General features: G+C 70.7%; 28 protein-coding genes. 9 read left to right on the top strand and 19 right to left on the bottom strand.

The genetic code is table 11. The features are described from left to right. Window positions 1-27: 27 nt before the first annotated feature. From QE438_RS08785 to QE438_RS08760, 6 genes are all read right to left on the bottom strand, one after another. A complete protein-coding gene (locus QE438_RS08785) occupies window positions 28-720 on the bottom strand; it encodes a YrbL family protein (protein ID WP_306991046.1) in 693 nt (230 codons plus the stop codon). 46 nt (window positions 721-766) lie between these two features. Beyond that, window positions 767-1,225 carry a hypothetical protein gene (locus tag QE438_RS08780; RefSeq protein WP_205953537.1) on the bottom strand — a complete coding sequence of 153 codons (459 nt, stop codon included), beginning with the start codon at window positions 1,223-1,225 and terminating at the stop codon, window positions 767-769. A 119-nt stretch (window positions 1,226-1,344) separates the two neighbouring features. Further along, on the bottom strand, window positions 1,345-1,599 hold the full coding sequence (gene minE / locus QE438_RS08775) for a cell division topological specificity factor MinE (RefSeq protein ID WP_130517500.1): 255 nt from the start codon (window positions 1,597-1,599) through the stop codon (window positions 1,345-1,347). Between the two features lie 2 nt (window positions 1,600-1,601). After that, the gene (gene minD / locus QE438_RS08770; RefSeq protein ID WP_130517502.1) at window positions 1,602-2,411 is read right to left on the bottom strand and encodes a septum site-determining protein MinD; all 810 of its coding nucleotides are present in this window, start codon (window positions 2,409-2,411) and stop codon (window positions 1,602-1,604) included. A gap of 83 nt (window positions 2,412-2,494) precedes the next feature. Beyond that, window positions 2,495-3,256, bottom strand: coding sequence for a septum site-determining protein MinC (minC, locus tag QE438_RS08765; RefSeq protein WP_306991047.1), 762 nt, complete (start codon window positions 3,254-3,256; stop codon window positions 2,495-2,497). Then, complete coding sequence (locus QE438_RS08760) at window positions 3,253-3,849, bottom strand: GNAT family N-acetyltransferase (RefSeq protein ID WP_131660753.1); 597 nt, start codon at window positions 3,847-3,849, stop codon at window positions 3,253-3,255. The genes minC and QE438_RS08760 overlap by 4 nt, the downstream gene beginning before the upstream one ends. 149 nt (window positions 3,850-3,998) lie before the next feature. Here QE438_RS08760 and QE438_RS08755 point away from each other — a divergent pair, with 149 nt between their 5' ends. The 4 genes from QE438_RS08755 to QE438_RS08740 all read left to right on the top strand — a co-directional run bounded on the left by QE438_RS08755 (window position 3,999) and on the right by QE438_RS08740 (window position 8,162). Further along, window positions 3,999-5,234 (top strand): sensor histidine kinase, encoded by a 1,236-nt coding sequence (locus QE438_RS08755; protein ID WP_130524832.1) that lies wholly within the window; start codon window positions 3,999-4,001, stop codon window positions 5,232-5,234. After that, window positions 5,231-5,872, top strand: coding sequence for a response regulator transcription factor (locus tag QE438_RS08750; RefSeq protein ID WP_306991049.1), 642 nt, complete (start codon window positions 5,231-5,233; stop codon window positions 5,870-5,872). Before QE438_RS08755 ends, QE438_RS08750 begins: the two co-directional genes overlap by 4 nt. 660 nt (window positions 5,873-6,532) lie before the next feature. Continuing rightward, the gene (locus tag QE438_RS08745; RefSeq protein ID WP_306991051.1) at window positions 6,533-7,681 is read left to right on the top strand and encodes a polyketide cyclase; all 1,149 of its coding nucleotides are present in this window, start codon (window positions 6,533-6,535) and stop codon (window positions 7,679-7,681) included. Window positions 7,682-7,796: 115 nt separating this feature from the next. Then, the gene (locus tag QE438_RS08740; protein WP_130517514.1) at window positions 7,797-8,162 is read left to right on the top strand and encodes a DUF423 domain-containing protein; all 366 of its coding nucleotides are present in this window, start codon (window positions 7,797-7,799) and stop codon (window positions 8,160-8,162) included. Between the two features lie 24 nt (window positions 8,163-8,186). Here the strand turns inward: QE438_RS08740 and QE438_RS08735 are convergent, their stop codons facing one another. The 6 genes from QE438_RS08735 to QE438_RS08710 all read right to left on the bottom strand — a co-directional run bounded on the left by QE438_RS08735 (window position 8,187) and on the right by QE438_RS08710 (window position 11,766). Next, entirely contained in the window at window positions 8,187-8,999 is an 813-nt protein-coding gene (locus QE438_RS08735; protein WP_306991054.1) for a M15 family metallopeptidase, read from the bottom strand. A gap of 10 nt (window positions 9,000-9,009) precedes the next feature. Next, window positions 9,010-9,612, bottom strand: coding sequence for a hypothetical protein (locus QE438_RS08730; RefSeq protein WP_130528576.1), 603 nt, complete (start codon window positions 9,610-9,612; stop codon window positions 9,010-9,012). After that, window positions 9,609-10,415: a CPBP family intramembrane glutamic endopeptidase gene (locus QE438_RS08725; RefSeq protein ID WP_306991059.1), complete on the bottom strand. Its 807-nt coding sequence runs from the start codon at window positions 10,413-10,415 to the stop codon at window positions 9,609-9,611. Before QE438_RS08725 ends, QE438_RS08730 begins: the two co-directional genes overlap by 4 nt. Then, on the bottom strand, window positions 10,412-10,597 hold the full coding sequence (locus tag QE438_RS08720) for a DUF4177 domain-containing protein (RefSeq protein WP_130517522.1): 186 nt from the start codon (window positions 10,595-10,597) through the stop codon (window positions 10,412-10,414). The genes QE438_RS08725 and QE438_RS08720 overlap by 4 nt, the downstream gene beginning before the upstream one ends. Beyond that, window positions 10,594-10,779, bottom strand: coding sequence for an Arc family DNA binding domain-containing protein (locus QE438_RS08715; protein WP_130517524.1), 186 nt, complete (start codon window positions 10,777-10,779; stop codon window positions 10,594-10,596). Before QE438_RS08715 ends, QE438_RS08720 begins: the two co-directional genes overlap by 4 nt. A gap of 102 nt (window positions 10,780-10,881) precedes the next feature. Then, a complete protein-coding gene (locus QE438_RS08710; protein ID WP_306991061.1) occupies window positions 10,882-11,766 on the bottom strand; it encodes an SPFH domain-containing protein in 885 nt (294 codons plus the stop codon). A gap of 147 nt (window positions 11,767-11,913) precedes the next feature. Between QE438_RS08710 and purT the strand changes: the two genes are divergently transcribed. Beyond that, a complete protein-coding gene (gene purT / locus QE438_RS08705) occupies window positions 11,914-13,110 on the top strand; it encodes a formate-dependent phosphoribosylglycinamide formyltransferase (RefSeq protein ID WP_306991063.1) in 1,197 nt (398 codons plus the stop codon). Window positions 13,111-13,120: 10 nt separating this feature from the next. Further along, window positions 13,121-13,900, top strand: a complete 780-nt coding sequence (locus QE438_RS08700; RefSeq protein WP_306991065.1) for a nucleotidyltransferase domain-containing protein — start codon at window positions 13,121-13,123, stop codon at window positions 13,898-13,900. A gap of 57 nt (window positions 13,901-13,957) precedes the next feature. Here the strand turns inward: QE438_RS08700 and QE438_RS08695 are convergent, their stop codons facing one another. Both QE438_RS08695 and QE438_RS08690 read right to left on the bottom strand, forming a co-directional pair. Next, window positions 13,958-14,473, bottom strand: a complete 516-nt coding sequence (locus QE438_RS08695) for a hypothetical protein (RefSeq protein ID WP_309733524.1) — start codon at window positions 14,471-14,473, stop codon at window positions 13,958-13,960. After that, on the bottom strand, window positions 14,383-15,486 hold the full coding sequence (locus QE438_RS08690) for an MFS transporter (RefSeq protein WP_309733522.1): 1,104 nt from the start codon (window positions 15,484-15,486) through the stop codon (window positions 14,383-14,385). The genes QE438_RS08695 and QE438_RS08690 overlap by 91 nt, the downstream gene beginning before the upstream one ends. 107 nt (window positions 15,487-15,593) lie before the next feature. On the opposite strand from QE438_RS08690, the gene QE438_RS08685 reads away from it, so the two are divergent. Next, entirely contained in the window at window positions 15,594-16,487 is an 894-nt protein-coding gene (locus QE438_RS08685) for a LysR family transcriptional regulator (protein WP_306991068.1), read from the top strand. A gap of 30 nt (window positions 16,488-16,517) precedes the next feature. Here QE438_RS08685 and QE438_RS08680 read toward each other — a convergent pair whose 3' ends face one another. Both QE438_RS08680 and QE438_RS08675 read right to left on the bottom strand, forming a co-directional pair. Continuing rightward, window positions 16,518-17,693: an endonuclease/exonuclease/phosphatase family protein gene (locus tag QE438_RS08680; RefSeq protein WP_307184144.1), complete on the bottom strand. Its 1,176-nt coding sequence runs from the start codon at window positions 17,691-17,693 to the stop codon at window positions 16,518-16,520. A gap of 183 nt (window positions 17,694-17,876) precedes the next feature. Beyond that, complete coding sequence (locus tag QE438_RS08675) at window positions 17,877-18,611, bottom strand: arginyltransferase (protein ID WP_130528766.1); 735 nt, start codon at window positions 18,609-18,611, stop codon at window positions 17,877-17,879. 312 nt (window positions 18,612-18,923) lie between these two features. On the opposite strand from QE438_RS08675, the gene QE438_RS08670 reads away from it, so the two are divergent. Beyond that, entirely contained in the window at window positions 18,924-19,553 is a 630-nt protein-coding gene (locus QE438_RS08670) for an EF-hand domain-containing protein (RefSeq protein WP_131660743.1), read from the top strand. Between the two features lie 109 nt (window positions 19,554-19,662). Here the strand turns inward: QE438_RS08670 and QE438_RS08665 are convergent, their stop codons facing one another. From QE438_RS08665 to QE438_RS08655, 3 genes are all read right to left on the bottom strand, one after another. Further along, window positions 19,663-20,811 (bottom strand): sigma-70 family RNA polymerase sigma factor, encoded by a 1,149-nt coding sequence (locus QE438_RS08665; protein WP_306991071.1) that lies wholly within the window; start codon window positions 20,809-20,811, stop codon window positions 19,663-19,665. A 61-nt stretch (window positions 20,812-20,872) separates the two neighbouring features. Then, a complete protein-coding gene (locus QE438_RS08660; RefSeq protein ID WP_286574988.1) occupies window positions 20,873-21,409 on the bottom strand; it encodes a hypothetical protein in 537 nt (178 codons plus the stop codon). 9 nt (window positions 21,410-21,418) lie between these two features. Further along, entirely contained in the window at window positions 21,419-22,327 is a 909-nt protein-coding gene (locus QE438_RS08655) for an acyl-CoA thioesterase II (RefSeq protein WP_306991074.1), read from the bottom strand. A gap of 301 nt (window positions 22,328-22,628) precedes the next feature. Between QE438_RS08655 and thrS the strand changes: the two genes are divergently transcribed. After that, window positions 22,629-24,533 carry a threonine--tRNA ligase gene (thrS, locus tag QE438_RS08650; protein ID WP_130517546.1) on the top strand — a complete coding sequence of 635 codons (1,905 nt, stop codon included), beginning with the start codon at window positions 22,629-22,631 and terminating at the stop codon, window positions 24,531-24,533. Window positions 24,534-24,574 lie beyond the last annotated feature (41 nt).

The raw sequence follows: 24,574 nt of genomic DNA, 5'->3' as shown, positions 1-24,574 counted from the left end.
AAGCCGACCAGGCGCCGCAAGCACGGCTCATGGCGCGCTTGCGGGCGCGCCGGGGTCGGGCAGGGCGGCGCGGATGCGCGCGCGCAGGCGCTCGGCGCGGCGGCGGATCTTGCGCCGGCCCAGCGCGCCGACCCAGCGCGAGAACGGCACGATCTCCTTGCCGGCCACCACCGACTTGGCGTCCACGCAGACCAGGCGCACGCCGTCCCCGTCGGGCAGCACCAGCAGGTTGCCGGCGTTGAGGTCGAACAGCGGGATGCGATGGCGCAGCAGCCATTGCTCGAACACGCTCACCGCCGCGCACAGGGTCGCGGCCGGATAGCGCGGCGCCTCGAACAGCAGCGCGTACAGGCTGGGCGCGTCGCCGCCCTCGGGCAGGGTCACCCGCTGGCAGCACAGGGCCTGGCCGTAGACGGTGCGGAACATGCCCAGCACGGTGGCCAGGTGCGGCGCCAGCTCCTCGGCCGGGATGCGCGCGGACAGCTGCAGCCAGGCGCGCAGCTCGGCGTGGTTCTCATCGCGCGCGGGCTTGCGCTGCGCGCGCCAGCGCGCCAGCCGCTGGCGCAGGCCCACGCGCGTGCGCTGCGCCGGCGGCAGCATGAATTTCAGGCATTGGCGCGTGTCGCGCCGGTCGATCACGCACACGCGGTTGGCGCCGCGGCCGATCACGATCATGTGGTTCCAGGCCTGTCCGGGCCTGGGAGCGGCAGTGGTGTCCATGCGCGTCCCCGAACGCGAAGAAGTGGGTCGTCGAAGCCGTGCGCCGTCAGTGCGGCAGGCCGCGCTGGGCCAGCCAGCGGCGCGCGTCCTCGGCGTCGTGCTGCATCCAGCCGGCGGTGGAGCCCATGCGGAACGAATAGCCCCAGGCGTCCATGTCGGCCATCAGCCGCGCGCGGCCCACGCCGGGCAGCTCGTCGGCCAGCACCACCTGCAGGTAGCAGGTGGCGTCTTCCTCGATGTCCGAATCGGTGGCATCGGTGTGCACCAGCGCGCGCGCCTCGGGCGTGAGCACGATCAGGTGGCAGGCCTCGTGCAGCAGCGAGTGCACCGGCGTGTCGCCGCGCACGTAGACGTTGTGCGCGATCACCCCGGCCTCCGGATCGCCCCAGAAGCTGCCCGGGATCGGCACGCCGTCGGGCACCCGGTGCAGCACCAGGTCGAAGCGCGCCAGCAGCGCGGCCAGCGTGTCGAACGGCAGTTCGTCCACGCGCAGCACCGTGGCCATGGCCGCCTCGCTGCCGGGCGGCGGGGCGGAATCGGAAGCGGGCAGGGCGTTGTGCGGGGACGACATGGGGGCGGTGCTTGTGCGCAAGGCGCGGGCATGGCGGCCCGCGCCGGGTTGGATCAGGCCTTGCCTTCGGGCAGGGCCACCGAGATGTCCAGCACGTCGTGATCGCCTTCCTTGAGCAGGTCGACCTTGACCGCGTCGGCGTCGATGTTGACGTACTTCTTGATCACTTCCAGCAGCTCGCGCTGCAGCAGCGGCAGATAGTCCGGCCCGCCGCGCTGGGTGCGCTCCTGGGCGATGATGATCTGCAGACGGTTCTTGGCCGTCTCGGCGGTGTTCTTCTTGGCCTTGAGGAAATCGAACATGCCCATGTTCAACCTCCGAACAGCTTGCTGAAGAAGCCCTTCTTCTCCGTTGTGGTGAAGCGCATCGGGCGGTCTTCGCCCAGCAGGCGCGCCACCGCATCGTCGTAGGCCTGGCCGGCCGGGGATTCCAGATCCAGGATCACCGGCTCGCCCTTGTTGGAGGCGTTGAGCACATCGCCCGACTCGGGGATCACGCCGATGGTCTTCAGGCCCAGGACCTCTTCCACGTCCTTGATCGAGAGCATTTCGCCGGTCTCCACGCGCGCCGGGTTGTAGCGCGTCAGCAGCAGGTTGGGCTTGAGCGTGCCGCCCTGTTCGGCCTTGCGGGTCTTGGAATCCAGCAGGCCCAGGATGCGGTCGGAGTCGCGCACCGAGGACACTTCCGGATTGACCACCACGATCGCCTTGTCGGCGAAGTACATCGCCAGGAAGGCGCCCTTCTCGATGCCGGCCGGCGAGTCGCAGACCACGAAGTCGAAGCCGTCGGCGTCCAGGTCCTTGAGCACCTTCTCCACGCCTTCGGTGGTCAGGGCGTCCTTGTCGCGGGTCTGCGAGGCGGCCAGCACATACAGCGTGTCGAAACGCTTGTCCTTGATCAGCGCCTGCTTGAGCGAGGCCTCGCCCTGGGTGACGTTGATGAAGTCGTACACCACGCGGCGCTCGCAGCCCATGATCAGGTCCAGGTTGCGCAGACCCACGTCGAAGTCGATGACGGCGACCTTCTTGCCGCGCCGGGCCAGGCCGACGGCCAGGCTGGCGCTGGTGGTGGTCTTGCCTACGCCGCCCTTGCCGGACGTGACGACGATGATCTCAGCCAATGGTGTTCTCCTGGGAAATGTGAAATGCGGTGGAGCGTTGCCATGTTGCGGGAACGGCCCGGCGAGGGGCCATCTTTGCCGCGCTAGGTCTGCGCGGCGATGTTCAGCTGTCCGTCCTCCAGCCACACCTGCACGGGCTTGCCGTGCAGCGCGCGCGGGACGTCGTCCAGCACCTTGTAGTGGCCGGCCACGGCGACCAGTTCGGCGTGGAAGGCGCTGCAGAAGATGCGCGCGTCCTCGTTGCCTTGGGCACCGGCCAGCGCGCGCCCGCGCAGCGGGCCGTAGATATGGATCGAGCCGTCGGCGATGACCTCGGCGCCGGCGCCGACCGAAGTCAGCACGGTCAGGTCGCGCTGCTCGGCATAGATCTGCTGGCCCGAGCGCACCGCGGTCTTGAGCACCATGCCGGGCTGCGCGACGGCCTTGGGCTTGGGCGGCTCCGGGGCGGGCGGGGGAGGCGGAGGCGGCGGCGCGGCCTGGACCGGCTCGCTGCGCTCGTACTGGGCGCGGAACTTGGCCAGCAGCGGCAGGCCGAGCTGTTCGGACAGCGCCTCGATCTCGGCCGTGCCGTAGGCCAGGGCCACCGGCAGCACGCCGGCGCCGGTCAGGCCGTCGACCAGCGCCCGGGCGGTGGTCAGGTCCGGGGCCTGGATCAGGCCGCCGAAGTCCACGATCACCGCGGCGCGGCCGAACAGCTTGGGCGCGCGATCCACGCGCTCGCGCATCTCGCGCACCAGCGCGGCCACGTCCAGCGTGCGCACGCGCAGGTTGGCGATGCCGACCTGGCCGATCTTCAGTTCGCCGGCCTGCTCGTAGTTGGGGGTGGTGGGGGACGGGCTGCTCATGCGTTGTTCGCCCCCTGCGCGCCGGCGGGGGTGAAGGCGCGGGTACGCGTCCACGGGGTCTGCGGCAGCTTGCCGCCGTAGGTCTCCAGCACCCAGGGATAGCTGCACAGCTCCTTCATCAGCATGCTGGCGCGGACCTTGACGCCGGCCATGACGTGCTGGCCGACCTCGCGGAAGCCGAAGCTGCCATGGAACAGCAGCGCCGAGTCGGCGCCGTGGTCCAGGAACACCTCGCAGGCCAGCTGCGGGTAGCGCAGCTCGGCATAGCTCTGCACATCGGCATAGAAAGCCCGGCCCACGCCGCCGCCGCGGCGGCGGCTGGCCACCACGATGCGGTCGATATAGAAGAAGGCCGGATAGCGCTCCTGGAACCAGCGGTAGTTGCTGCTGTCGTGCTCCTGGCCGGCGCCGAAGCCGACCAGGAAGCCGGCCAGGTTGCCATCGCGCTCGGCGACGCGGAAATACTCGGCGCGCTCGTAGAACTCGTGCACACGGGCGCTGTCCAGCGGCAGGATCGCCAGACCAGCGTTGTTGTTCAGGGCCAGGACGGAATCCAGCTCGCGCTCGCGCACGTCGCGGATGACGATGGACATCGGGCTTCAACTCCGGGGGAAAACTGCGCCCGACACCGCCGGGGCGGGCCGATTATCGCATGGGTGGCTGGCCGCTGCGGCAGGTCGGATGCGCGCAGGCATGACTTCAGGCCGGGTCGCGGGTCGCGGCGCGCCCGTAAGATGCCGCCATGCTCGGACGAATCGCCCACACCCGCCTGTTGCGTGCCGCCGGGCTCTACACCTGGGCGCTGGTCGGCATTCCCATCGTGCTCAACGCCTGGTTCCTGCCGCCCTCGCGCGGGGCCGAGGGCGCCAGCCTGAACGTGCCGATGTCACTGCTGGCCTATCTGGCCTTCGGCCTGTGCTACTGGCTGGCCACCCGCACCCTGCACGAGCGCCCGCCGCAGCATCACAGCCTGTCCAGCGTGCTGTTGCTGCTGGTGATGATCTCCTCGGCCGTGGCGGTGGGCTTCTATACCCGCACCGGCCTGGGCGCGCTGCTGCTGGCGGTGGTGGCCGGCGTGCTGCCGTGGATGCTGGAGCTGCGCTGGGCGGTGCTGTGGCTGATGTTCGCCCACGTGCCGCTGGTGCCCTCGTTCATGGCGCTGGACGACTTCAACTTCTGGGAGTCGGTGTTCCAGTCCTCCTTCTATGTGGGCTTCGCCGCCTTCGTGCTGGTCACCGCCTATGTGGCGCGGCAGCAGGCCCAGGCGCGCGAGGAGCAGCGCCGGCTCAACGCCGAGCTGCGCGCCACCCGCGTGCTGCTGACCGAGAGCGCGCGCGTCAACGAGCGCACCCGCATCTCGCGCGAGCTGCACGACCTGCTCGGCCACCACCTCACCGCGCTCAGCCTCAACCTGGAAGTGGCCAGCCACATCACCGAGGGCCGCGCCCAGGAGCATGTGCGCCAGGCGCACACCCTGGCGCGGCTGCTGCTCAACGACGTGCGCGAGGCGGTCAGCCAGCTGCGCGAATCCGGCTCGATCGACCTGGCCGCCACCCTGCGCCCGCTGGCCGAGCACGTACCCTCGCTGCACATCCATCTGGACCTGCACGAGCCGTTGACCCTGGAGGATCCCGAGCGCGCCCACGTGCTGCTGCGCTGCGCCCAGGAGATCATCACCAACGCCGTGCGCCATGCCGCGGCGCGCAATCTGTGGATCCGCTGCCGGCGCGAGGGCGCCGAGCTGGTGATGGACGCGCGCGACGACGGCCGCGGCGCGGCCGAGCTGATCGGCGGCAACGGCCTGCGCGGCATGCGCGAGCGCCTGCGTCAGTATGGCGGCCAGCTGCAGCTGGACACCGCGCCGGGGGCGGGCTTCCGCCTGGCCCTGCGCCTGCCGGCGGCCAGCGACGATCCGCTGCTGTCCGGCCCGCTGACGCCGGCCCCGGCGCCCCTGATTTCTTCCGGAGAACTTCCATGATCCGCGTCTGCCTGGTCGACGACCAGAACCTGGTCCGCCAGGGCATCCGTTCGCTGCTGGCCCTGGACGACGGCATCGAGGTCGTCGGCGAGGCCGCCGACGGCCGCCAGGCGATCGAGCTGATCCCGCAGGTCCGCCCCGACGTGGTCCTGATGGACATGCGCATGCCGGTGATGTCCGGGCTGGAGGCGCTGCAGGCGCTGGCCCGCGCCGGCCAGCTGCCCCCCTCGATCATCCTGACCACCTTCGACGACGACCAGCTGGTGCTGGCCGGGCTCAAGGCCGGCGCCAAGGGCTATCTGCTCAAGGACGTCTCGCTGGAACAGCTGGTCGGCGCCATCCGCACCGTGGCCGAGGGCGGCTCGCTGGTGCAGCCGGCCGTGACCCAGCGCCTGCTCTCGGGCCTGGAGCACATGCGCAACGAGTTCGTCAGCCTGGACCGCCCGGACCCGCTGACCGACCGCGAGACCGAGATCCTGCGCCTGATGGCCTCGGGCTTCTCCAACAAGGAGATCGCCAATTCGCTGGGCGTGGCCGAGGGCACGATCAAGAACCACGTCTCCAACATCCTGTCCAAGCTGGGCGTGCGCGACCGCACCCGGGCGGTGCTGAAGGCCTTCGAGCTGCAGCTGGTCTGAGGCAGAGGGGCCAACGGGCCTTTCCCCACACGCCGCCGACATCCCCCGCCACCGTCATTCCCGCGAAAGCGGGAATCCAGGGACTTCGGGGCTCTACCGCGTGAGGGTCCATAGATTCCCGCTTTTGCGGGAATGACGGCTTTCTTGTTAGCCGTTCTGTCCAGCTTCGGGGCACGCAGGCGCGCCCATTCAGCTCCGGCCTTCGCCTTGAGTTGGCAGGTCCGCAAAAGAGCATGCGCCCCGCACCAATCCTCCTCGGGAGCCGCCAAGGCGGCGAAGAAGCTTTCCCGACAAAGCCCTTCGCCGCCATGGCGCCCACCTGTAGAGCGGAGCTTGCTCCGCTTGGGGCCGTCCCCACGAACCGAACGAAGAGCAGCGGAGCGAGCTCCGCTCTACAGGCAGGCCGCTGCGAGATTTGAGGAGACAGTTGCTCCCACAGGGCCAGTCTCCGACCGCGCTACCACACCGCACAGGCGCCCTTCGACAGCGCTCACACTCCAGCTGGTATGCCCTTGGTCTGTTAAGACTTCGTTCTCGCAGCAGAAGGCAATGATTCCGGTGCATTTTTCGGCTGACCGTCTCGATCCAAGCCTGCTACGATTCAGGACTGACTTGTTCCTTAACCCCCCATGGCCTCTCACCGGCCCCGGAGACCGCTGAATGACCCGTTTGCTCGAGTTCTTGATCGCCCTGGCGCTGGTATTGGCGCTGTTCCTGGTCATCGGCGTGGTCCTGCCGTCCCATCGGCACCTCGAAGGAAGCGTGGAAAGCAACCGCAAGATGACCATCGTGTACGACACGGTGAACAACGTGCGGCGCCTCAAGGATTGGAGCCTGATGCTGCCGGGTGACCCGGCCCACCTGAAGTATTCCGGCGGTGCCGATGGCAACGTCGGCAAGGGCGCCAAGGTCGAGTTCACCTCGGACGTGGCCAGCGCCTGGAAGAGCGGCAGCTGGGAAATCACCGACAGCCAGGCCCCGCCCGCTGGCGGCGGCCCGGCCAAGGTGGTCTACGCGATCGTCGACCAGACCCCGGGCAGCAACAAGTCCTCGGAGATCAACCTGACCCCGACCGGCCGCAACAACCGCAACGTGCGCATCAGCCAGTCCTATGACGTGGACTACGGCTGGAACCTCTATGGCCGCTTCCTGGGCATGTACATCAAGAGCCAGATCGGCGACTCGCTCGATGCCGGCCTGGCCAAGCTCTCGTCCAACCTGGCGACCATCCCCAACTTCGACTATCGCGTCGAAGGGACCAAGCTGACCGACCTGAAGATCACCGAGGTCCCCGCCGAGAACCTGCTGGTGGTCAACGCTGGCAGCATCGAGCGCAGCAACGACGCGATCAAGAAGTCGATCCTGGCCAACCAGGAGTGGATCAAGCGCGTGATGGAGGCCAACGACCTGGAGCCCGCCGGTCCGTTCCGCATCGTCACCACGGAACTGGCCACGCAGACCTACACCTTCGACGTGGTCCAGCCGGTCCGCAAGAAGGGCGGCGCGGCCAAGGCCGACGATGCCGCCGCGGCGACGCCGGCGCCGGCGGGCGATGCGGCGCAGCTGCAGGTCAAGACCGCCGGGACCCCGGTGACCTACGTGCACACCGATGCGCACCAGGCCGCCACCGCCAAGTACACCGGCTACATGTCCGAGCTGGACGCCGCCCGCAACGGCCTGCGTGCCTGGGCGCTGACCAACGGCCATGCCATGACCGACCGTCCGTACGAGACCTGGAACAGCGGCGTGGACAAGTCGTTCACCGACGAGAGCTCCACCTACGACATCTACTGGGCGATCAAGTACTGATCGCCGGCGCCTGACGGGCGCCCGCTTCGATGTCCACGCGCCGCGCCTTCGCATCCCGAAGGCGCGGCGTTTTCATTTGCGGCCGGCGTGGCCGCGTCTTGCACAGGGGTGTCGCATGATCCTGCTTCGTTCGCCCGTTCCCTCACCGCTGGCGGCCATCGGCGCGGTGCTGTGCGCGCTGTCCATCGGCCTGGCCGCCTACGCCGCCCACGGCGTGGCCGACGCCAAGGCGCAGGCCGCGCTGCAGAGCGCCTGCCTGTACGGTTTCGGCCATGGCATCGCGCTGGCGGCCCTTGCACCGCGCGCCCGGCGCGCGCTGGGCCAGTGGGCGCTGCGCCTGCTGCTGGTCGGCACGCTGCTGTTTTCCGGCAGCATCGCCGCGCACCATCTGGCCGGGGTCAGCAGTGGGCTGGCACCGGCGGGCGGGGTGGCGATGATGCTGGCCTGGCTGCTCTGGGCGGTGGACGTGCTGCGCCGCTGAAGGCGCCGCGCCGGGTGCCGGGCCTCAGCCCTGGTGCCGCCAGTGCCAGGGCTCGTAGACGATGCCGTGCGGGTTGTCGCGCGGATAGCTCATGGCGAAGCCGAAGCGGCCGGCATGCGCGCCCAGCCAGGCGAAGGCGGGCGTGCGTTCGAAGGACTCCTCGGCCGGCGCCTCGCCGGGCGTGCCGATGTCCAGCGCGGTGCCGGCATGGTGTTCGCTGTAGCCGGGGGCGGCGTTGACGGTGAGGATCTGCTCGACCGTCTGGCCGCGCGCGCGCTTGCGCTCGAAGATGCCCAGTTGGTAAGCGTGGCTGCGATAGCCGGAGATCGCGTCCAGCCGCACCTGGTCCTCCCATGCCGCGGCCTGCATGGCACGCCAGGCGCGGCCGGCCGCGCGGGTCAGCCAGAGCGGACGGTCGTAGCGATCGCGCCCGGCCAGCCAGAGCGTGGCCGGCTCGGCGATCAGCGCCAGGCCGGTGCGCGTGGCGTAGTCGTCGGCGTCCAGGCCCAGGCGGTCCAGGCGTCTGCGCAGGCCGGTGAGGGGCAGGTCCGCCTCGCCGGCGCCGGGCAGGGGGCGCGCCTGTTCGATGGCCTCCAGGCGGTCCAGCGCCTCGTCGATGCCCGGCGTGCGGCTCCAGCCGGGCAGCAGGCCGACCAGGCCCTCGGGCACCACGGCGGCCAGGTAGCGGCCGTCGTCCTTGCGCCGCAGGACGCGCGAGGCGCGGGCCAGCACGCGCGCATCGGCGTTGGCGCGCGCGCGCAGCAGCGGCGCCGGCCATAGCTCCACCTCGGCGGTGTTGAGCAGCAGGCCGGTTTGGGGCAGGGGGTGAGCAGACATGCGCGCCACTCTAGCGTGCGTGCCCGCGGCGCTCGTGCAGCAGCGCCAGCAGCCCGTGCGGATCGCGCACGTCCAGCAGCAGCGCGTGGCCGGCCGCGGTGGGCAGCCACAGCACGTGGCGGCTGTCGGCGGTGGCGACGAAGGCCTTGCGCTTGTTGCGCAGCCGGTACCAGCCGCTGCGCAGTCCGGGCAGGGAATAGCCGCGGGTCTTGAGCTGCGGGCGCAGTTCGAGGTGCTCGTCCAGGTCGATCACGCGCGCCTGCGCCAGCTGCAGCTGCGCCAGGGCCACGCGGCTGCGGAAGAAGGTGCTGCGCACGTCCAGTTCGCCGTGGTCGATGCGCAGCGCCTGCCGGCGCAGCGCCCAGTCCAGTGCGGCCCACAGCGGCACGGTCAACATCGCCACCGACGCCAGTTGGAGGGCGATGGCGCCGAGGACGCCACCGGCCGGCTGCGGGGTCGCCCGACCCGTCAGAGGCGCGATCGCCAGCGCTGCGGCGCTGAGCAGCAGCGGCAGGCCGACCACCAGCACGAACAGCCACAGCCGCGCGCTGCCGGGCGGCGGCGTGAGGGCCGGCGCCGCGCCCGCCGCATGCGATCGTGCGTGCGATGTCATGGCCGCACCAGGCCGATGAGCGGCATGGCCACGTGCAGGACCAGGTCGGCGCAGAAGTGGCCGAGCATCGCCATCTCCAGTCCGCGCCGCCAGTACAGCCAGCCGAACACGACCCCGCCCACGCCGTTGAGCAGCAGGGTGCGCGCCACCACGCCGGGCGTGAGACCCCAGACCTGGGCGGCCGTCGGCAGGTGGCCGGCGCCGAACAGCAGCGCCGCGACGAGGATCGCCGCCCAGTACACGCCGGCACCGGGCACGGCGCGACGCAGGCGCGCCACGCCCCAGACCAGCAGGGTCATCAGGAACAGGCGCAGCTGCAGTTCCTCGGCGATCCCGCCATAGAACGACGCCAGCGCGCCGTTGATGGCCGAGGCCTGCGCGTCGACGTGCGCCGGGGGATGCGCCATTGGCGGCAGCCAGCGATCGGCCAGCGGCGAGAGCGCCACGATCGCCAGGCCCGCGCCCACGCCCAGCAGGGCGCTGGTGGCCGGGCGCAGCCGCGTCCAGTCCGGCGGGGTGCGATCGACCAGCCAGGCGCGCAGCACCGGGCTGCCCAGGCCGACGCGGTGACCCATGCGCAGGCCCAGCCAGGCCATCGCGCCGATGAGCACCACGGTCTGCAGCGCCTGCAGCACCATGACCAGCCCCAGCGGCACCGGCAGCCTGGCGAAGCGCTCGGGCATGGTCTGCGCCAGATAAGGCATCAGCGCCACCACCGCCAGCGCGGCGAGCACGCCCCAGACCGCGGCGAGCTTGAGATCGTCCACGCCGCGCGGCGCGGCCGGTGCGGGGGCGGCGTTCATTGCGGACGCTTGAAGACCAGCACCACCGGCTGCGCCGGCGCCGGCACGATCAGGTTGACCAGCTCCCAGCCCTGGTTGCCCTGCCTGGTGAGTTCCTCCTGGACCAGCTCGGTCTTCAGGGCGCCCAGCAGGCTGGGCTTCACTTCCACGGTGAGATAGCTCCAGCGGCGGTCGGTGCTCATGCGTCGTCTTCCTGTGGATCGGGGATCGGGGGTCTGGGCAGGCGGCCGGCCTTGCGCAGCGCGTCGCGCAGCAGGTACTCGATCTGCGCGTTGAGCGAACGCAGGTCGTCGTCGGCCCACTTCTGGGCCGCGGCGAGCACCTCGGCGCTGATGCGCAGCGGGTAGGCCTTCTTCTCTGCCATATGGGCTCAGTCGTCCCTATGCCGGCGTCCACGCCGGACGACGAACACGACGATCGAGGCGACGAGGACGGCAGCTGAGACGTGGGCAGGCACTGGCGTTGCTCAGTACAAGCTGCCGGCGTTGACGATCGGCTGGGTCGCCCGATCGCCGCACAGCACCACCAGCAGGTTGCTGACCATCGCGGCGCGACGCTCCTCGTCCAGCTGCACGGTGCCGCTTTTTTCCAGCTCGGCCAGGGCCATTTCGACCATGCCCACCGCGCCGGCGACGATGCGCGTGCGCGCGGCGATGACCGCGTTGGCCTGCTGGCGCTGCAGCATGGCCTGGGCGATCTCCGGCGCGTAGGCCAGGTGGCTGATGCGCGCCTCGATCACGTCCACGCCGGCCTGGGTCAGGCGCTCGTCCAGGTGGTGCTTGAGCTGCTCGCTGATCTCGGCCGGATGGCTGCGCAGCGAGACCTGGCCGTCCTCGTGCTGGTCGTAGGGATGGCTGGTGGCCATTGCGCGCAGCGCCGCCTCGGACTGGATGTGCACGAAGCTCTCGTAGTCGTCCACGTTGTAGACCGCCTCGGAGGCCACGCTGACCTGCCAGACGATGACCGCGGCGATCTCGATGGGCGAGCCGTCCAGCTCGTTGACCTTCAGCCGGCCGCTCTCGAAGTTGCGCACGCGCAGGGAGACCTTCTTCTTGGCGTAGAAGGGGTTGTTCCAGCGCAGGCCGGACTGCTTGTCGGTGCCCACGTACTTGCCGAACAGGCTGATCACCGCGGCCTGGTTGGGCTGCAGCGTGTACAGGCCGATCAGGCAGAACAGCAGCGCCGCGGCCAGCACGATGGACACCACCACCCGCGCCGCCGAGGCCACGCCGGCGCCGTCCGGGTCGGGGCCCAGGCCGGTGGCGAACAGCCACACCGCGCCGGCCAGCAGCACCAGCAGGACCAACAGGAAGGGAAGGCCGGGCAGGGAACGGACGGGTTGTTCTTTCATGGTGGTGTCCTCGGATGTCGAGAGAAAGATATCAAATTGATATCGTCCTGCAAGCGCCGTCCGTCGGCGCAGGCGGACCGGGTCGGTCCGGGGACGGAGAGGCGGGCTGGCTAGAATGGCCGCCCCTTCTGCCTGGATCCGTCGCCCATGACCACGCTCGGCACGCCGCGCTCGCCTTCCGCCACCCGCGTCCTGCTGCTCGGCTCGGGCGAACTGGGCAAGGAGGTGGCCATCGAGCTGCAGCGCTTAGGCGTGGAGGTCATCGCCGCCGACCGCTATGCCGACGCGCCGGCCATGCAGGTCGCCCACCGCAGCCATGTGCTGGACATGCTCGACCCGGCCGCGCTGCGCGCGCTGATCGCGCAGGAGCGGCCGCACCTGGTGGTGCCGGAGATCGAGGCCATCCACACCCCGACCCTGGTCGAGCTGGAAGCCGATGGTCTGCACGTGATCCCGACCGCGCGCGCCGCGCGCCTGACCATGGACCGCGAAGGCATCCGCCGCCTGGCCGCCGAGACGCTGGGCCTGCCGACCTCGCCGTACCGCTTCGTCGACACGCGCGAGGACTATCTCGCCGCGGTCGCGGCCATCGGCCTGCCGTGCGTGGTCAAGCCGCTGATGTCCTCCTCGGGCAAGGGCCAGAGCACGCTGCGCAGCGAGGCCGACATCGCCCCGGCCTGGGACTACGCGCAGACCGGCGGCCGCGCCGGTGCCGGGCGCTGCATCGTCGAGGGCTTCATCGACTTCGATTACGAGATCACCCTGCTGACCGTGCGCCACGCTGGCGGCACCAGCTTCTGCGCGCCCATCGGCCACTGGCAGAAGGACGGCGACTACCGCGAGAGCTGGCAGCCGCAGCCGATGAGCGCGGCCGCGCTGGCGCGCGCCCAGCAGATCGCCCGTGCGGTGACCGACGACCTCGGCGGGCGCGGGCTGTTCGGCGTGGAGCTGTTCGTCAAGGGCGATGCGGTGTGGTTCTCCGAGGTGTCCCCGCGCCCGCACGACACCGGCCTGGTGACGCTGGTGTCGCAGGACCTGAGCGAGTTCGCCCTGCATGCGCGCGCCATCCTCGGCCTGCCGGTTGGCGCGGGCGATGGCGAGACGATCAAGACCGTCGCGCCTTCGGCTTCGTGCGCGATGCTGGCTCAAGGCCACGGCGTGCCCGTGTTCGCCCACGTCGAGGCCGCCCTGGCCGCGCCCGACACCGCGCTGCGCCTGTTCGGCAAGCCGCGCGTGGAAGGCCAGCGCCGCGTCGGCGTCACCCTGGCCCGCGGCGCCGATATCGACGCCGCCCGCGCCAAGGCGCGCGAGGCCGCGGCGGAGATCGAGATCACGCTGGCCTGAGGGAGCCGCGATGCAGGAGCAGACGCAGAGGTCGTGGGCCGCGCTGGGTGAAACATTGCAGCCCCGGCATCGGCAGGCGCTCGTCGAACTCCTGGCCTGGGTGCCGCAGATCGTCGCGCCGGCGGGCGTGGTCGTGTCGGGCAGCATCGTGCGCGGCAATCCAGGGCCGTCCAGCGATCTGGATGTGGTCATCCTCCATGACGGCGCGTGGCGCCGTCGCGTGCAGCGCCGCTTCAACGGCGTGCCGGCCGAACTGTTCTTCAATTCCCGCGCCTGGCTGCTGCACGCCATCCACAGTGAGGCCGATGCGGGCCGGCCGGTGATGGCGCACATGCTGGCCACCGGCGTCCTGGTGGCCGATACCCGCGGCGCGATGGCGGACTTGCAGCGCCTGGCCTCGGAACGGCTGCAGCGTGGCCCCGGTCTGGACGAACAGGCGCTGACGCGCGAGCGCTACGCGGCGGCCACGCTGGTGGAGGATGCACTGGACTTCATCGCCGAGCCCGACGTGGCCGATGCGGTGCAGGCCCGCGCGCTGGCCGTCGAGTCGCTGGTGGCCTACCGGAGCCTGCAGCAGGGCCAGTTCCTGCCCCGGCCCAAGGAGCGCCTGGCGCTGCTCTCGCAAGCCGACCCGGCGTTGGCGGTGCTGTTGCGCCAGGCGCTCACCGGCTCGGGCGAGCAGGCCAGCGACGCGCTGCACGCTGCCTCCGATCGGATCCTGGGCGTCGCCGGCTTCTTCGAGTGGGATTCGGGCATCGATCCATCGCCGCCGCCAGTCGCGGGAGGTTGATCGCAGGCGCGTGTCTGCTTCCGGACGACGCTTGCGCTGTCCGGACGGCAGGGACGCTCAGGCCGATGCGGTCGCGTGTGCGTCGCTGGGCGCGGCCGGTCGGCGCAGCATGACAAGCACCACCAGCGCGGCGACGCCGGTGATGGCGCAGAGCACCCAGAGCAGCAGTTGCAGCGCATCGGTCTGCAGCGCGACCAGCCGTGCCGCGGGCAGCGCGGGAATCAGGCGCGCGGCCTGCGCCAGATCGCCGGCGGCCAGCGCGGCCGCCGCCGCCGGAGCGTGGTCGCCGGCTGCGCCCATGTGCACGAGGTGCGATCGACTCAAGGCGGCGAGCAGGGCGCCCACCAGCGCCAGCGCGATGCCTTCGCCGGCCACGCGCATCGTGCCGAAGATGCCTGCGGCCATGCCGGCGCGTGAGGTCGGCACGACGCTGACCGACAGCGCATCCATCAGCCCCCAGGGCAGGCCCGTGCCGGCGCCGATCACCAGCAGCGGCGCCACCAGACCGGCCGGCGGGCCGCCGATCCGGCTCGCCAGCCAGGCCAGCCCCAGCGCCGCCACGAGCAGGCCCACCCCCCGCACAGAGCGCCCGCGGACACCTCGCGCGCGAGCCGTGCGGCCAGCATCGGCACGCCCAGCATCGGCGCCGACAGCGCCAGCATGACCAGTCCCGCACGCGCCGGGTCGAGACCTTCGATGCCGATCAGGTGCAGAGGCAGCAGCACCAGCAGGACGACGTAGCCATAGCAGGTCGCCACCGGCAGCACCTGCACCCCGACGAAGCGCGCATAGCGGAACAGTGAGAGGTCGAGCATCGCCTGCGGACGACGGCCCTCGATCGCGATGAAGAGCGCCAGCAGCGCCAGGCTCGCGCCTGCGCAGCCCAGCGTGCCGGCGCCGAGCCAGCCATGCAGCGGGACCTGCATCAGGGCCAGGGTCAGCAGCGAAACGGTCGCGGTGAAGGCCACCGCGCCTGGCCAGTCCAATGGCCCGCTCGAAGGCGCCCGGCTTTCCCGCATGGCGCGGCGCGCCAGCCACCAGGCCGGACCCGCCAGCAGCGCGCCGGCGGCGAACACCGCCCGCCAGCCAAGCCAGACCACCAGGCTGCCCGCCAGCAGCGGCCCGATCGCCAGGCCGGTGCCGAAGGTGGTGCCCAGCAGGCTGAAGGCGCGCAGGCGCGCCGGGCCCTCGAAGCGTTGCGCCAGCGCCGCGCTGCCGCTGGCCAGGGACGCGGCGGCGGCGACGCCTTGGCAGGCGCGCAGCAGATCCAGCCACAGCAGGCTGGGCGCCAGGCACAGCAGCACCGAGCTGGCCGCGAACCCGGCCGTGCCGGCGAGGAACAGGCGCCGCCGGCCGAAGCGGTCGGCCAACGCGCCGGCCACCATCAGCAGGCTGCCGAAGGCCAGCATGAAGGCATTGGTGACCCAGTTCAGGGCCGCGGCGCTGCCGCGCAGATCGTGGGCGATGGCCGGCACGGCCAGCGCGCCAGCGGAAAAGCTCAGCGGCATGGCCAGGGCGACGGCGCAGACGGCCAGCAGCAACAGGCCGCCATGCGCGACAGGGGATGGGGATGAGACGTGGGACATGGCATCAGGGCGCGGAAAACGTCCTGACACGCTATGGCGTCTGCAACGCTCGAAAAACCACCAGGATTTCCGTAAATTGAGGAAAAAATCTCCGCAATGACCGCGGCATGGATCAGTTGTCCGCCATCAACGTCTTCGTCAAGGCCGCCGAGCTGCGCAGCTTCGTCGCCGCCGGTGCTTCGCTCGGCCTGTCGGCGTCGGCGGTGGGCAAGCGGATCGCCGCGCTGGAGCAATCGCTGGGCGCGCGCCTGTTCCAGCGGACCACGCGCCGCATCGTGCTGACCGAGTCCGGCCACCTGTTCCTGGAGCGCTGCCGCCGCATCCTGGATGAGCTGCAGGATGCCCAGGCCATGCTGTCGCAGGCCCAGCGCACGCCGCGCGGCACCCTGCGCATCGGCCTGCCGGTGATCGGCTACCGGTTCCTGCTGCCGCTGCTGCCCGAGTTCCGCCGCCTGTATCCGCAGGTCGAGCTCGACCTGGACTTCAACGACCGCATCGTGGATGTCGTCGAATCGGGCATGGACGCGGTGATCCGCAGCGGCGTGCTGCCCGACTCCAGCCTGATGTCGCGGCGGCTCGGACCGTTCCACTTCGTCCTGTGCGCATCGCCGGACTACCTGGCCCTGCGCGGCACGCCCCGCACCCCGGCGCAACTGCAGGCGCATGACGCGCTGCGCTTCCGCTTCCCGACCACCGGCAAGCTGCAGCCCTGGTCGCTTTCGGGGGTCGAAGGCGATGCGGGTCAGTCGGTGAACGCCGTGCTGACCTGCAACAACATGGAGGCCTTGCGCGCGGCGGCCATCGGCGGCATGGGCATCGCCTACATGCCCGAGTTCCTCGCCCGCGATGCGATCGAGGACGGGCGCCTGGTGTCCCTGCTGCCGGCCTTCATGGAGACACCGGGGCAGTTCTCCATCCTGTGGCCGTCCAGCCGCCAGCTCTCGCCGAAGCTGCGCGTCTGGGTGGACTTCCTCAGCGAGCGGCTGTTCGTCTCGCCCTGAAGCCCGGGGACGCGCGAGCGACGGCGATCGTCAGCGCTGCAGGTCCGCCCACACTAGATGATGGTCGCTGCCATCGGCGATGGCCGCGTGCGGATCGTCGCTGGCGGGCCAGAACACGCCGCCGCCCAGGTACGAGAAGCCTACCGACGGCAGCACGTAGTCCAGCCGCATCGCGCCGGCCTTGGGACCGAAGTCGCCGGTGACCTGGGCCGGGGCGCCGCGATGGGCGATGCCCTTGGCGGCGTAGGCGCGCGCGGTCGCCTCGCCGCCGGCGCTGGTCGGCGTGGGATGGCGCAGCACGCGCGGATGTTCGAGCAGTTCGACGACGGCCTCATGGCGACCGTCGCCGTCGACCGGGTCGTTGTTGAGATCGCCGGCGATGACGAACCGCGCGTCCGCCTCCAGCCCGCCGCAGCGGCCGGCGTCGTCGCACAGCCAGGCCGCGCCAGGCGCGTTGTCCAGGTAATAGCGCCACAGCGCGATTTCCTGCGCATTGCGCGCGCCGTTGCGGTCCTCCGGCCCGTCGAACACCGGCGGAGTCGGATGCGAGACCAGGAAGTGCACCACGCCGCCCGGCGTGCGCACCGGCACGTCCCAATGCGACTTGGACGACAGCCGCAGCTGCGGCCAGGCCACGGCCGAATACCAGGGCTTGCCATTGCGCGGATCGACCGGATTGGCGGCGCCGGGCACCTGCGACCACTTCAGCAGGCGGAAGCTGCGCACCGCGTCCGCATCGATCGGATACTTGGACAGCACCAGCATTCCGTACTGCCCCGGATGCAGGCCATAGCCCCAGGCATCGTTGCCGCCCGCGCGTCCCGGTCCGCCGACCTGGCCATCGTTGTCCAGGTCCAGGCCACTGGGTACGCCGGTGTTGACCTCGGCCAGATAGCGGTAGGGATAGCGCAGCGGCGCGCCGCCGCCCGGCTGGGCGACTTCGAGGAAACGATGCTGGAACAGATCGGCCGCGCGCTGCGCCGGGTCGTAGTCGAACTCGTTGAGCAGCACCAGATCGGGCCGCACGACCTGCAGCACCGCGGCGATCTTGCGCGCGTGCGCGCTGTCGCCTTCCAGTTCGGCGATCAGCCCGCCGGCCTGGTCCGAATACAGCGAGGTGTTGTAGGTCGCCACCCGCAGCGGGGCAGAGGGGGCGGGCGGCACGGCGGCATCGTGCGCGCAGCCGGCAAGCGTGGACAGGGCCATCAGGCAGAGCAGGGAAGTCAGTCGCATCGCAGGATTCTATGCGCCGCAGATGACACCCCGTGCCCTGGGCTGCCTTCAACGTCCGTCATTCCCGCGAATGCGGGATACCGCGGCTTTCGCACGTAAGCGCCAACGTCCTTGGGTTCCCGCTTTCGCGGGAACGACGACTGGGCGGGTCAGCGGCTAACCCGCCACATCCTCGATACGGTCCCAAGTGCGTCCGTCGAAGGCTTCCAGCGGCGCGAACCGGCGCTTGTAGGCCATCTTGCGATGACCATCGATCCAGTAGCCCAGGTACAGATGCGTGCGCAGGTCGCGTCGGGCCCAGTCGATCTGGCGCAGGATCGCCAGCGTGCCCAGGCTGCGTGCGGCCAGGTCCGGGTCGAAGAAGGTGTACACCGCCGACAGCGCGCCGGGCACCAGGTCGGTGACGGCCACCGCGATCAGCCGGCCGTCCTCGCGCAGTTCCAGGAAGCGCGTCTGCGACCAGCGCCCGACCAGGAACTGTTCGAACTCGTTCGCGCCGTGATCGTCCATGCCCCCACCGACATGGCGGCTGGTGAGGTAGCGCTGGTACAGGGCCAGATGCTCCTCGCTGCGCTGGGCGGGCACCACCCGCGCCTCGACGCCCGCATTGCGCGCCGCGCAGCGACGCTGGCTGCGATCGGGCGTGAAATGCGCCACCGGGATACGCACCGGCACGCATGCGCGACAGCCATGGCAATGCGGGCGATAGACCAGATCGCCGGAGCGACGGAAGCCCCACGACAGCGCGGTCGGATAGAACATCGGCAGGCGCGGATCGCGCGGGTCGAGCACCAGGTCGCGCGCCGTGCGCTCGGGCCAGTAGCCGCAGGCATGTTCGCCGGTATGGAACAGCCGCACGTCGTCGCGCGGCGGCAGGGCGCCGCTGCCCATCATGCCGCGCCTCCTTCTCCCCGCGCGCCGCACGCGCGCCGCGGCGGCGCGGCGGTGCAGAGCGGATGGGGCAGGGGCATCGGCATGGCCGCAGCATACTGTGCCCTCGCCGTCCCGCCATGTGAGATCGGGCCTGCGTCGTGGCGCGGGCAGACGACCTGCCGCCCGCCGCCGCCATCGCCGCCGGTCGGCGCCTCGTCTTGACGCGGCTGTCCGCCGTCTTAATGCGCCCGTGCCTGGGGTCAACGCGGGCCGCGATGCGGCGTTCTCCTTGCCAGTGGCACGTTGCCACGACACTGGAAGGAAGCACGCATGCGCAAGACCCTGATCGCGTTTTCCATCGTCGCTGCGCTGGGCGCCGGCACGGCCTGGGCCGCTGGCCAGGACGCCGGCACACCGCCCCCGCCGCCGCCGCCGTCGCCCAAGGCCCTGGACACCAACCAGGACGGCAAGATCAGCCGTGCCGAAGCCGCCGCCAACCCCTGGCTGGCCAAGCAGTTCGACGCTCTGGACAAGAACAAGGACGGCTTCCTGAGCCGCGACGAGTTGCCGCGCCCGCCGCGCGGTGAACGCGGCCACGGCCCGGGTCCCGATGGCTGGCTGTCCAGGCTGGATACCAACCACGACGGCCGCATCAGCGCCGCCGAAGCCAAGGCCGATCCCAAGTTCGCCGCCCGCTTCGCGGAGATGGACGTCAACAAGGATGGGTTCGTCGACAAGGCCGACTTCGAACAGAAGATCAAGCAGCGTCGTGACGAATGGTTCGCCAAGGCCGACACCAACAAGGACGGCCTGTTGAGCAAGGCCGAGTTCGACGCGGCCAAGCCGGACCGCCCGATGCATGGTCCGGGCGACGAGCGCGGTCCGCGTGGGCATCGCGGTGGCCCGGACGGCGTGCCGCCGCCCCCGCCGCCGCCGGCCGACGCACCGGCCAAGTCGTAACGGGTCGATTGCGGTTCAAGCAGCCCCGCGCCGGTAACGGCGCGGGGTTTTGCTTTTCAGGACGACCACGCCTTGACGCATGGCGCGGTCCTTTCCCGACGCTCCTGCCTCAGAACGGCAGGCGACCGCTGGCCATCATCCCCCAGACCAGGCCGCCGCCGCCCAGCGCCATGCCCAGCACGAAGCCGGCCCAGGCCATCCAGCGCTCGCGGCGGCGATCGCGCGCGGCCTTGATCGGATCGCGCTGCGCTTCCACGGCATGGCGCCGCGCCTTGATGCGCGGCTCGACCACCAGCCCCAGGTAGCTGACGCCGCCGAACAGTCCCAGCGTCAGCAGCAGCGGCACCAGCCAGCCATGGCCCCAGGACGCATAGGCGAGCATGCCCAGGACGAAGGCCAGCGAAAGCAGCGCGCTCAGCGCCGCGCTGCGCTTGAGCTGCGTGCGCTCGCGCTCATCCAGGGCGCCGCGCAGGTTGCGCTTGAGGCCCAGCCAGACGCCCAGGCCCGCGCCGGCCGCGCCGATCCCTATGCTGCCCAGGCCGCCCAGCAGCAGCTTGCCCACGGACTTGGCGCCGACCGACCCGGCCAGCCCCAGCGCGGTGGCCGCCGCGGCCGGCGGCGTGCCGACCGTCAGCGCGCTGGTCACGACCAGGGCGAAGGCCGCCGCCGGCGCCGAGCCGCGCGCGAATTCGCCGAAGCGCGCCAGCAGCTCGCTGCGCACCTGCTCGCGCGCCCGCGACAGGCGCTTGCGCACGGCCGCGTCCGACAGGCCCAGCAGCGCGGCCACCTGCTGCGAGCTCTGGCCCTCGCGGTAGTACAGCAGCAGTGTCTCGCGGCTCTCGGCGGGCAGGGCGTCGATGAGTGCCAGCGCGGCGGTCTCCTGTTCGGTGACCAGCAGCCGCTCGCCGGGTTCCGGCGCGGGATCGGCGGCGATGGCGATGGCCAGCTCGGCGTCCTGCCCGGTCATGGCGGCGTGCTTGCGCGCCCGCAGGTGGTCGCGCGCCAGGTTGCGGGTGATCTGCCGCAGCCAGGGCAGGAAGCTGTCGTGGTTCTTCAGCCGGTCCAGCCGCTGCCACGCGCGCAGGAAGGCCTCCTGGGCGATGTCCTCGCTGGCCGCCACATCGCGCGTGATCGACAGGGCGATGGCGGTGATCGTGTTCTGGCAGGCCGACACGATCCGGCCGTAGGCGGCCGTGTCGCCGCGCCGGGCGGCGGGCAGTTCGTGGTGCAGCGTGGCATCCAGGGTCAGGGCGTGCATGGCAAGGCGTCCGGTCGAAATCCTCGTTCCATGACGCGCCGGCCCGGCGGATGTGACCGGATCAGCGCGGCGGCGAAGCCGGCGGCAGCATCGGGATGCGCACGCGCTGCTCGTCGTCCTTCAGCCCATCGTCCTGCGGCGTGCGCGCCTGGCGGGCGGCCGCCTGCGCGGCGGCGGCCGCTTGCGCTTCTGCCTGTGCCTGCTGGCGCAGGGCGCGGTGGTGCAGGAAGGTGAAGGCCGCCGCGGCCACGATCAGCGCCAGCAGTACCAGGCGGATCCGCAGCGCCCAGCGGCGCTTGTTGTGGACGTCCTGGTCCGGCTCGGCGAAGGCCAGCGGCTGCGCCACGCCGGGCCGGGTGGTCTCCAGCAGGCCCTGGGCGCGCAGCAGTTCGCGCGCGCGCAGCTGGTCGTCGGCATGGCGCACCCATACGGTGGGCTGCTTGGCCTTGGGCGTGGGGTCGGAATACTTGAACTGGCTGCCGCGCCGGCCGTGATAGGAGCGGCCGTTGCTGATGTAGGTGGCGATGCCGGCCTGCTCGAGCAGCTGGGCCACGCCCTCGACGGTTTCCACGCGCTGGCTGGTGAAGATCTGGCGCACGGGGCTGCCTTACTCCTTGGCCGGCACGTGGGCCGCATCGCCGGCGCTGGGAACCACGCGGATCAGGCCCTCCTGCGCGGTGCTGGCCACCAGCCGACCGGCACGGTCGAAGATCAGCCCGCGCGCCATGCCGCGCGCGTTCTGCATGGTCGGGCTGTCGATGGCGTACAGCAGCCAGTCGTCGGCGCGGAATGGTCGATGGAACCAGATCGCATGGTCCAGCGAGGCCATCTGCACATTCGGCTGGTAGTAGCTGATGCCGTGCGGGAAGTTGGCCGTGCCCAGCAGCTGATAGTCCGAGGCATAGGCCAGCAGCGTGCGGTGCAGCTCGGGCGAGTCGCCGACCTGCTCGGACAGCCGGAACCAGAACTGCTGCCGCGGCGGCAGGCGCTGCGGGTCCAGCTCGTTGCGCGGCTGCACGTGGCGGAACTCGAACGGCCCCAGCCGGTTGAGCCAGCGCTGCACCTTGGGCGGCAGAGTGGCCATCACCTGCGGCGGCACCGAGGGCTGCTCGTCGATGTCCTCCGGCGCCGGCACCTGCGGCATCTCCGGCTGGTGCTCGACCCCGGGCTCGTCGCCCTGGAAGGACGCCGCGCAGAAGAAGATCACCTTGCCGTGCTGGATCGCCGTGACCCGGCGCACCGAGAAGCTGCCGCCGTCGCGGGTGCGGTCCACGTCGTAGACGATCGGCGCCTCCACATCGCCGGCGCGCAGGAAGTAGGCGTGCAGCGAGTGCGCACGGCGCTGGGCGGCCGGGTCGACCGTGGCCTGCGCCGCCGACAGGGCCTGGCCCAGCACCTGGCCGCCGAACACGTACTTGGTGCCGATGTCCCGGCTTTGGCCGCGGAAGAGGTTCTCCTCCAGGCGTTCCAGGCTGAGCAGTTCGATCAGTTCGGCGACGACGGGTTCGGGGGACACGGGCGGGCGCGGGCGGGCGGGTGGGCCGGCAGTATAGCGGCGGCGTCCGCGGGCCTCGTTGCCCGTCGCGGCGGGCTTTGCGCTACCATGCAGGTCCGTTTCGACGATGAGTCAGGTGGCCCGCGCCCCGCGCCGGCCGAGCGTGCGACATGAGCACTACCACCGCCCACCGCTGATCCACGCGCATGGTCACCTGCAAGGGCGCCCGTGTGGCGCCCTTTGTGTTTACGCAGACCCGTCCCCAGATGTCCTCGCCCCCGACGCCCGGTCGTCGGCGCGGCCTCAAGCCCCTGAAAAGCCCATGATCACCATCACGCTCCCCGATGGCAGCCGCCGTCAGTTCGATGCCCCCGTTTCCGTCATGCAGGTCGCCCAGTCGATCGGCGCGGGCCTGGCCAAGGCCACCGTCGCCGGCGCCGTGGACGGCGTGCTGGTCGATGCCAGCGACGTCATCGACCACGACGCGACCCTGCGCATCATCACGCCCAAGGACGAGGAGGGCGTGGAGATCATCCGCCACTCCGCCGCGCACCTGGTCGGGCATGCGGTCAAGCAGCTCTACCCGGACGTGAAGATGGTCATCGGCCCGGTGATCGCCGAGGGCTTCTACTACGACATCTATTCCGAGCGCCCCTTCACGCCCGAGGACATGGCCGCCATCGAGGCGCGCATGGCCGAGCTGATCGCGCAGGACTACGACGTGATCAAGCGCATGACCCCGCGCGCCGAGGTGATCGAGATCTTCAAGGCCCGCGGCGAGGACTACAAGCTGCGCCTGATCGAGGACATGCCCGAGGACATCCAGGCCATGGGCATGTACTACCACCAGGAATACGTGGACATGTGCCGCGGCCCGCACGTGCCCAACACGCGCTTCCTCAAGGCCTTCAAGCTGACCCGGATCTCCGGCGCCTACTGGCGCGGCGATGCCAAGAACGAACAGCTGCAGCGCATCTACGGCACGGCCTGGGCCGACAAGAAGCAGTTGGACGCCTACATCCAGCGCATCGAGGAGGCCGAGAAGCGCGACCACCGCCGCATCGGCAAGCAGCAGGACCTGTTCCACCTGCAGGAAGAGGGCCCGGGCCTGGTGTTCTGGCATCCCAAGGGCTGGGCGCTGTGGCAGGTGGTCGAGCAGTACATGCGCCGGGTCTACCGCGAGAGCGGCTACGGCGAGGTGCGCTGCCCGCAGATCCTGGACGTGTCGCTGTGGCAGAAGTCGGGCCACTGGGACAACTACAAGGAGAACATGTTCTTCACCGAGTCGGAGAAGCGCACCTACGCGGTCAAGCCGATGAACTGCCCGGGCCACGTCCAGGTGTTCAACCAGGGCCTGCACAGCTACCGCGACCTGCCGATCCGCTACGGCGAGTTCGGCGCCTGCCACCGCAACGAGCCCTCCGGCGCGCTGCACGGCATCCTGCGCGTGCGCGGCTTCACCCAGGACGACGGCCACATCTTCTGCACCGAGGCGCAGATCGAGGCCGAGGTCACCGCCTTCCACCAGCAGGCGCTGAAGGTGTACGCCGACTTCGGTTTCGAGGACATCCAGATCAAGATCGCCCTGCGCCCCGAATCGCGCCTGGGCGACGACGCCACCTGGGACAAGGCCGAGGACGCGCTGCGTTCGGCCCTGCGCAGCTGCGGGGTGGAATGGCAGGAGCTGCCGGGCGAGGGCGCCTTCTACGGCCCCAAGATCGAGTACCACCTGCGCGACGCCATCGGCCGCACCTGGCAGCTGGGCACGATGCAGGTCGATTTCATGATGCCCGGCCGCCTGGGCGCCGAATACGTGGACGAAAACAGCCAGAAACGGCACCCGGTCATGCTGCACCGGGCCATCGTCGGCTCGATGGAGCGCTTCATCGGCATCCTGATCGAGCACCACGCCGGGGCCTTCCCGGCCTGGCTGGCCCCGGTCCAGGCGGTGGTCGCCAACATCACCGACGCCCAGGCGCCGTACGTCGAGCAGGTGGCGAAAACCCTTTCAAATCAAGGTTTCCGCGTGGTTTCGGATTTGCGGAACGAAAAGATCGGCTATAAGATCCGCGAACACACGCTGCAGCGGGTGCCGTATCTGCTGGTGGTCGGAGACCGCGAGAGGGACAATGGCGCCGTGGCCGTGCGCACGCGCGCAGGCGAGGATTTGGGCACAATGTCGGTCCAGGCCTTCGCCGAACGCCTCGCGGCCGAGCAAGCGGCCTGACCTTTAAGGAACCGGCACGTCAGGGGTGCCGGCCCCATTCC

Source organism: Pseudoxanthomonas sp. SORGH_AS_0997 (assembly GCF_031453535.1).
Taxonomy (GTDB): Bacteria; Pseudomonadota; Gammaproteobacteria; order Xanthomonadales; family Xanthomonadaceae; genus Pseudoxanthomonas_A; species Pseudoxanthomonas_A winnipegensis.
The sequence above is the reverse complement of the archived record's forward strand: the minus strand, read 5'-3'. Positions and strand labels throughout refer to the sequence as shown.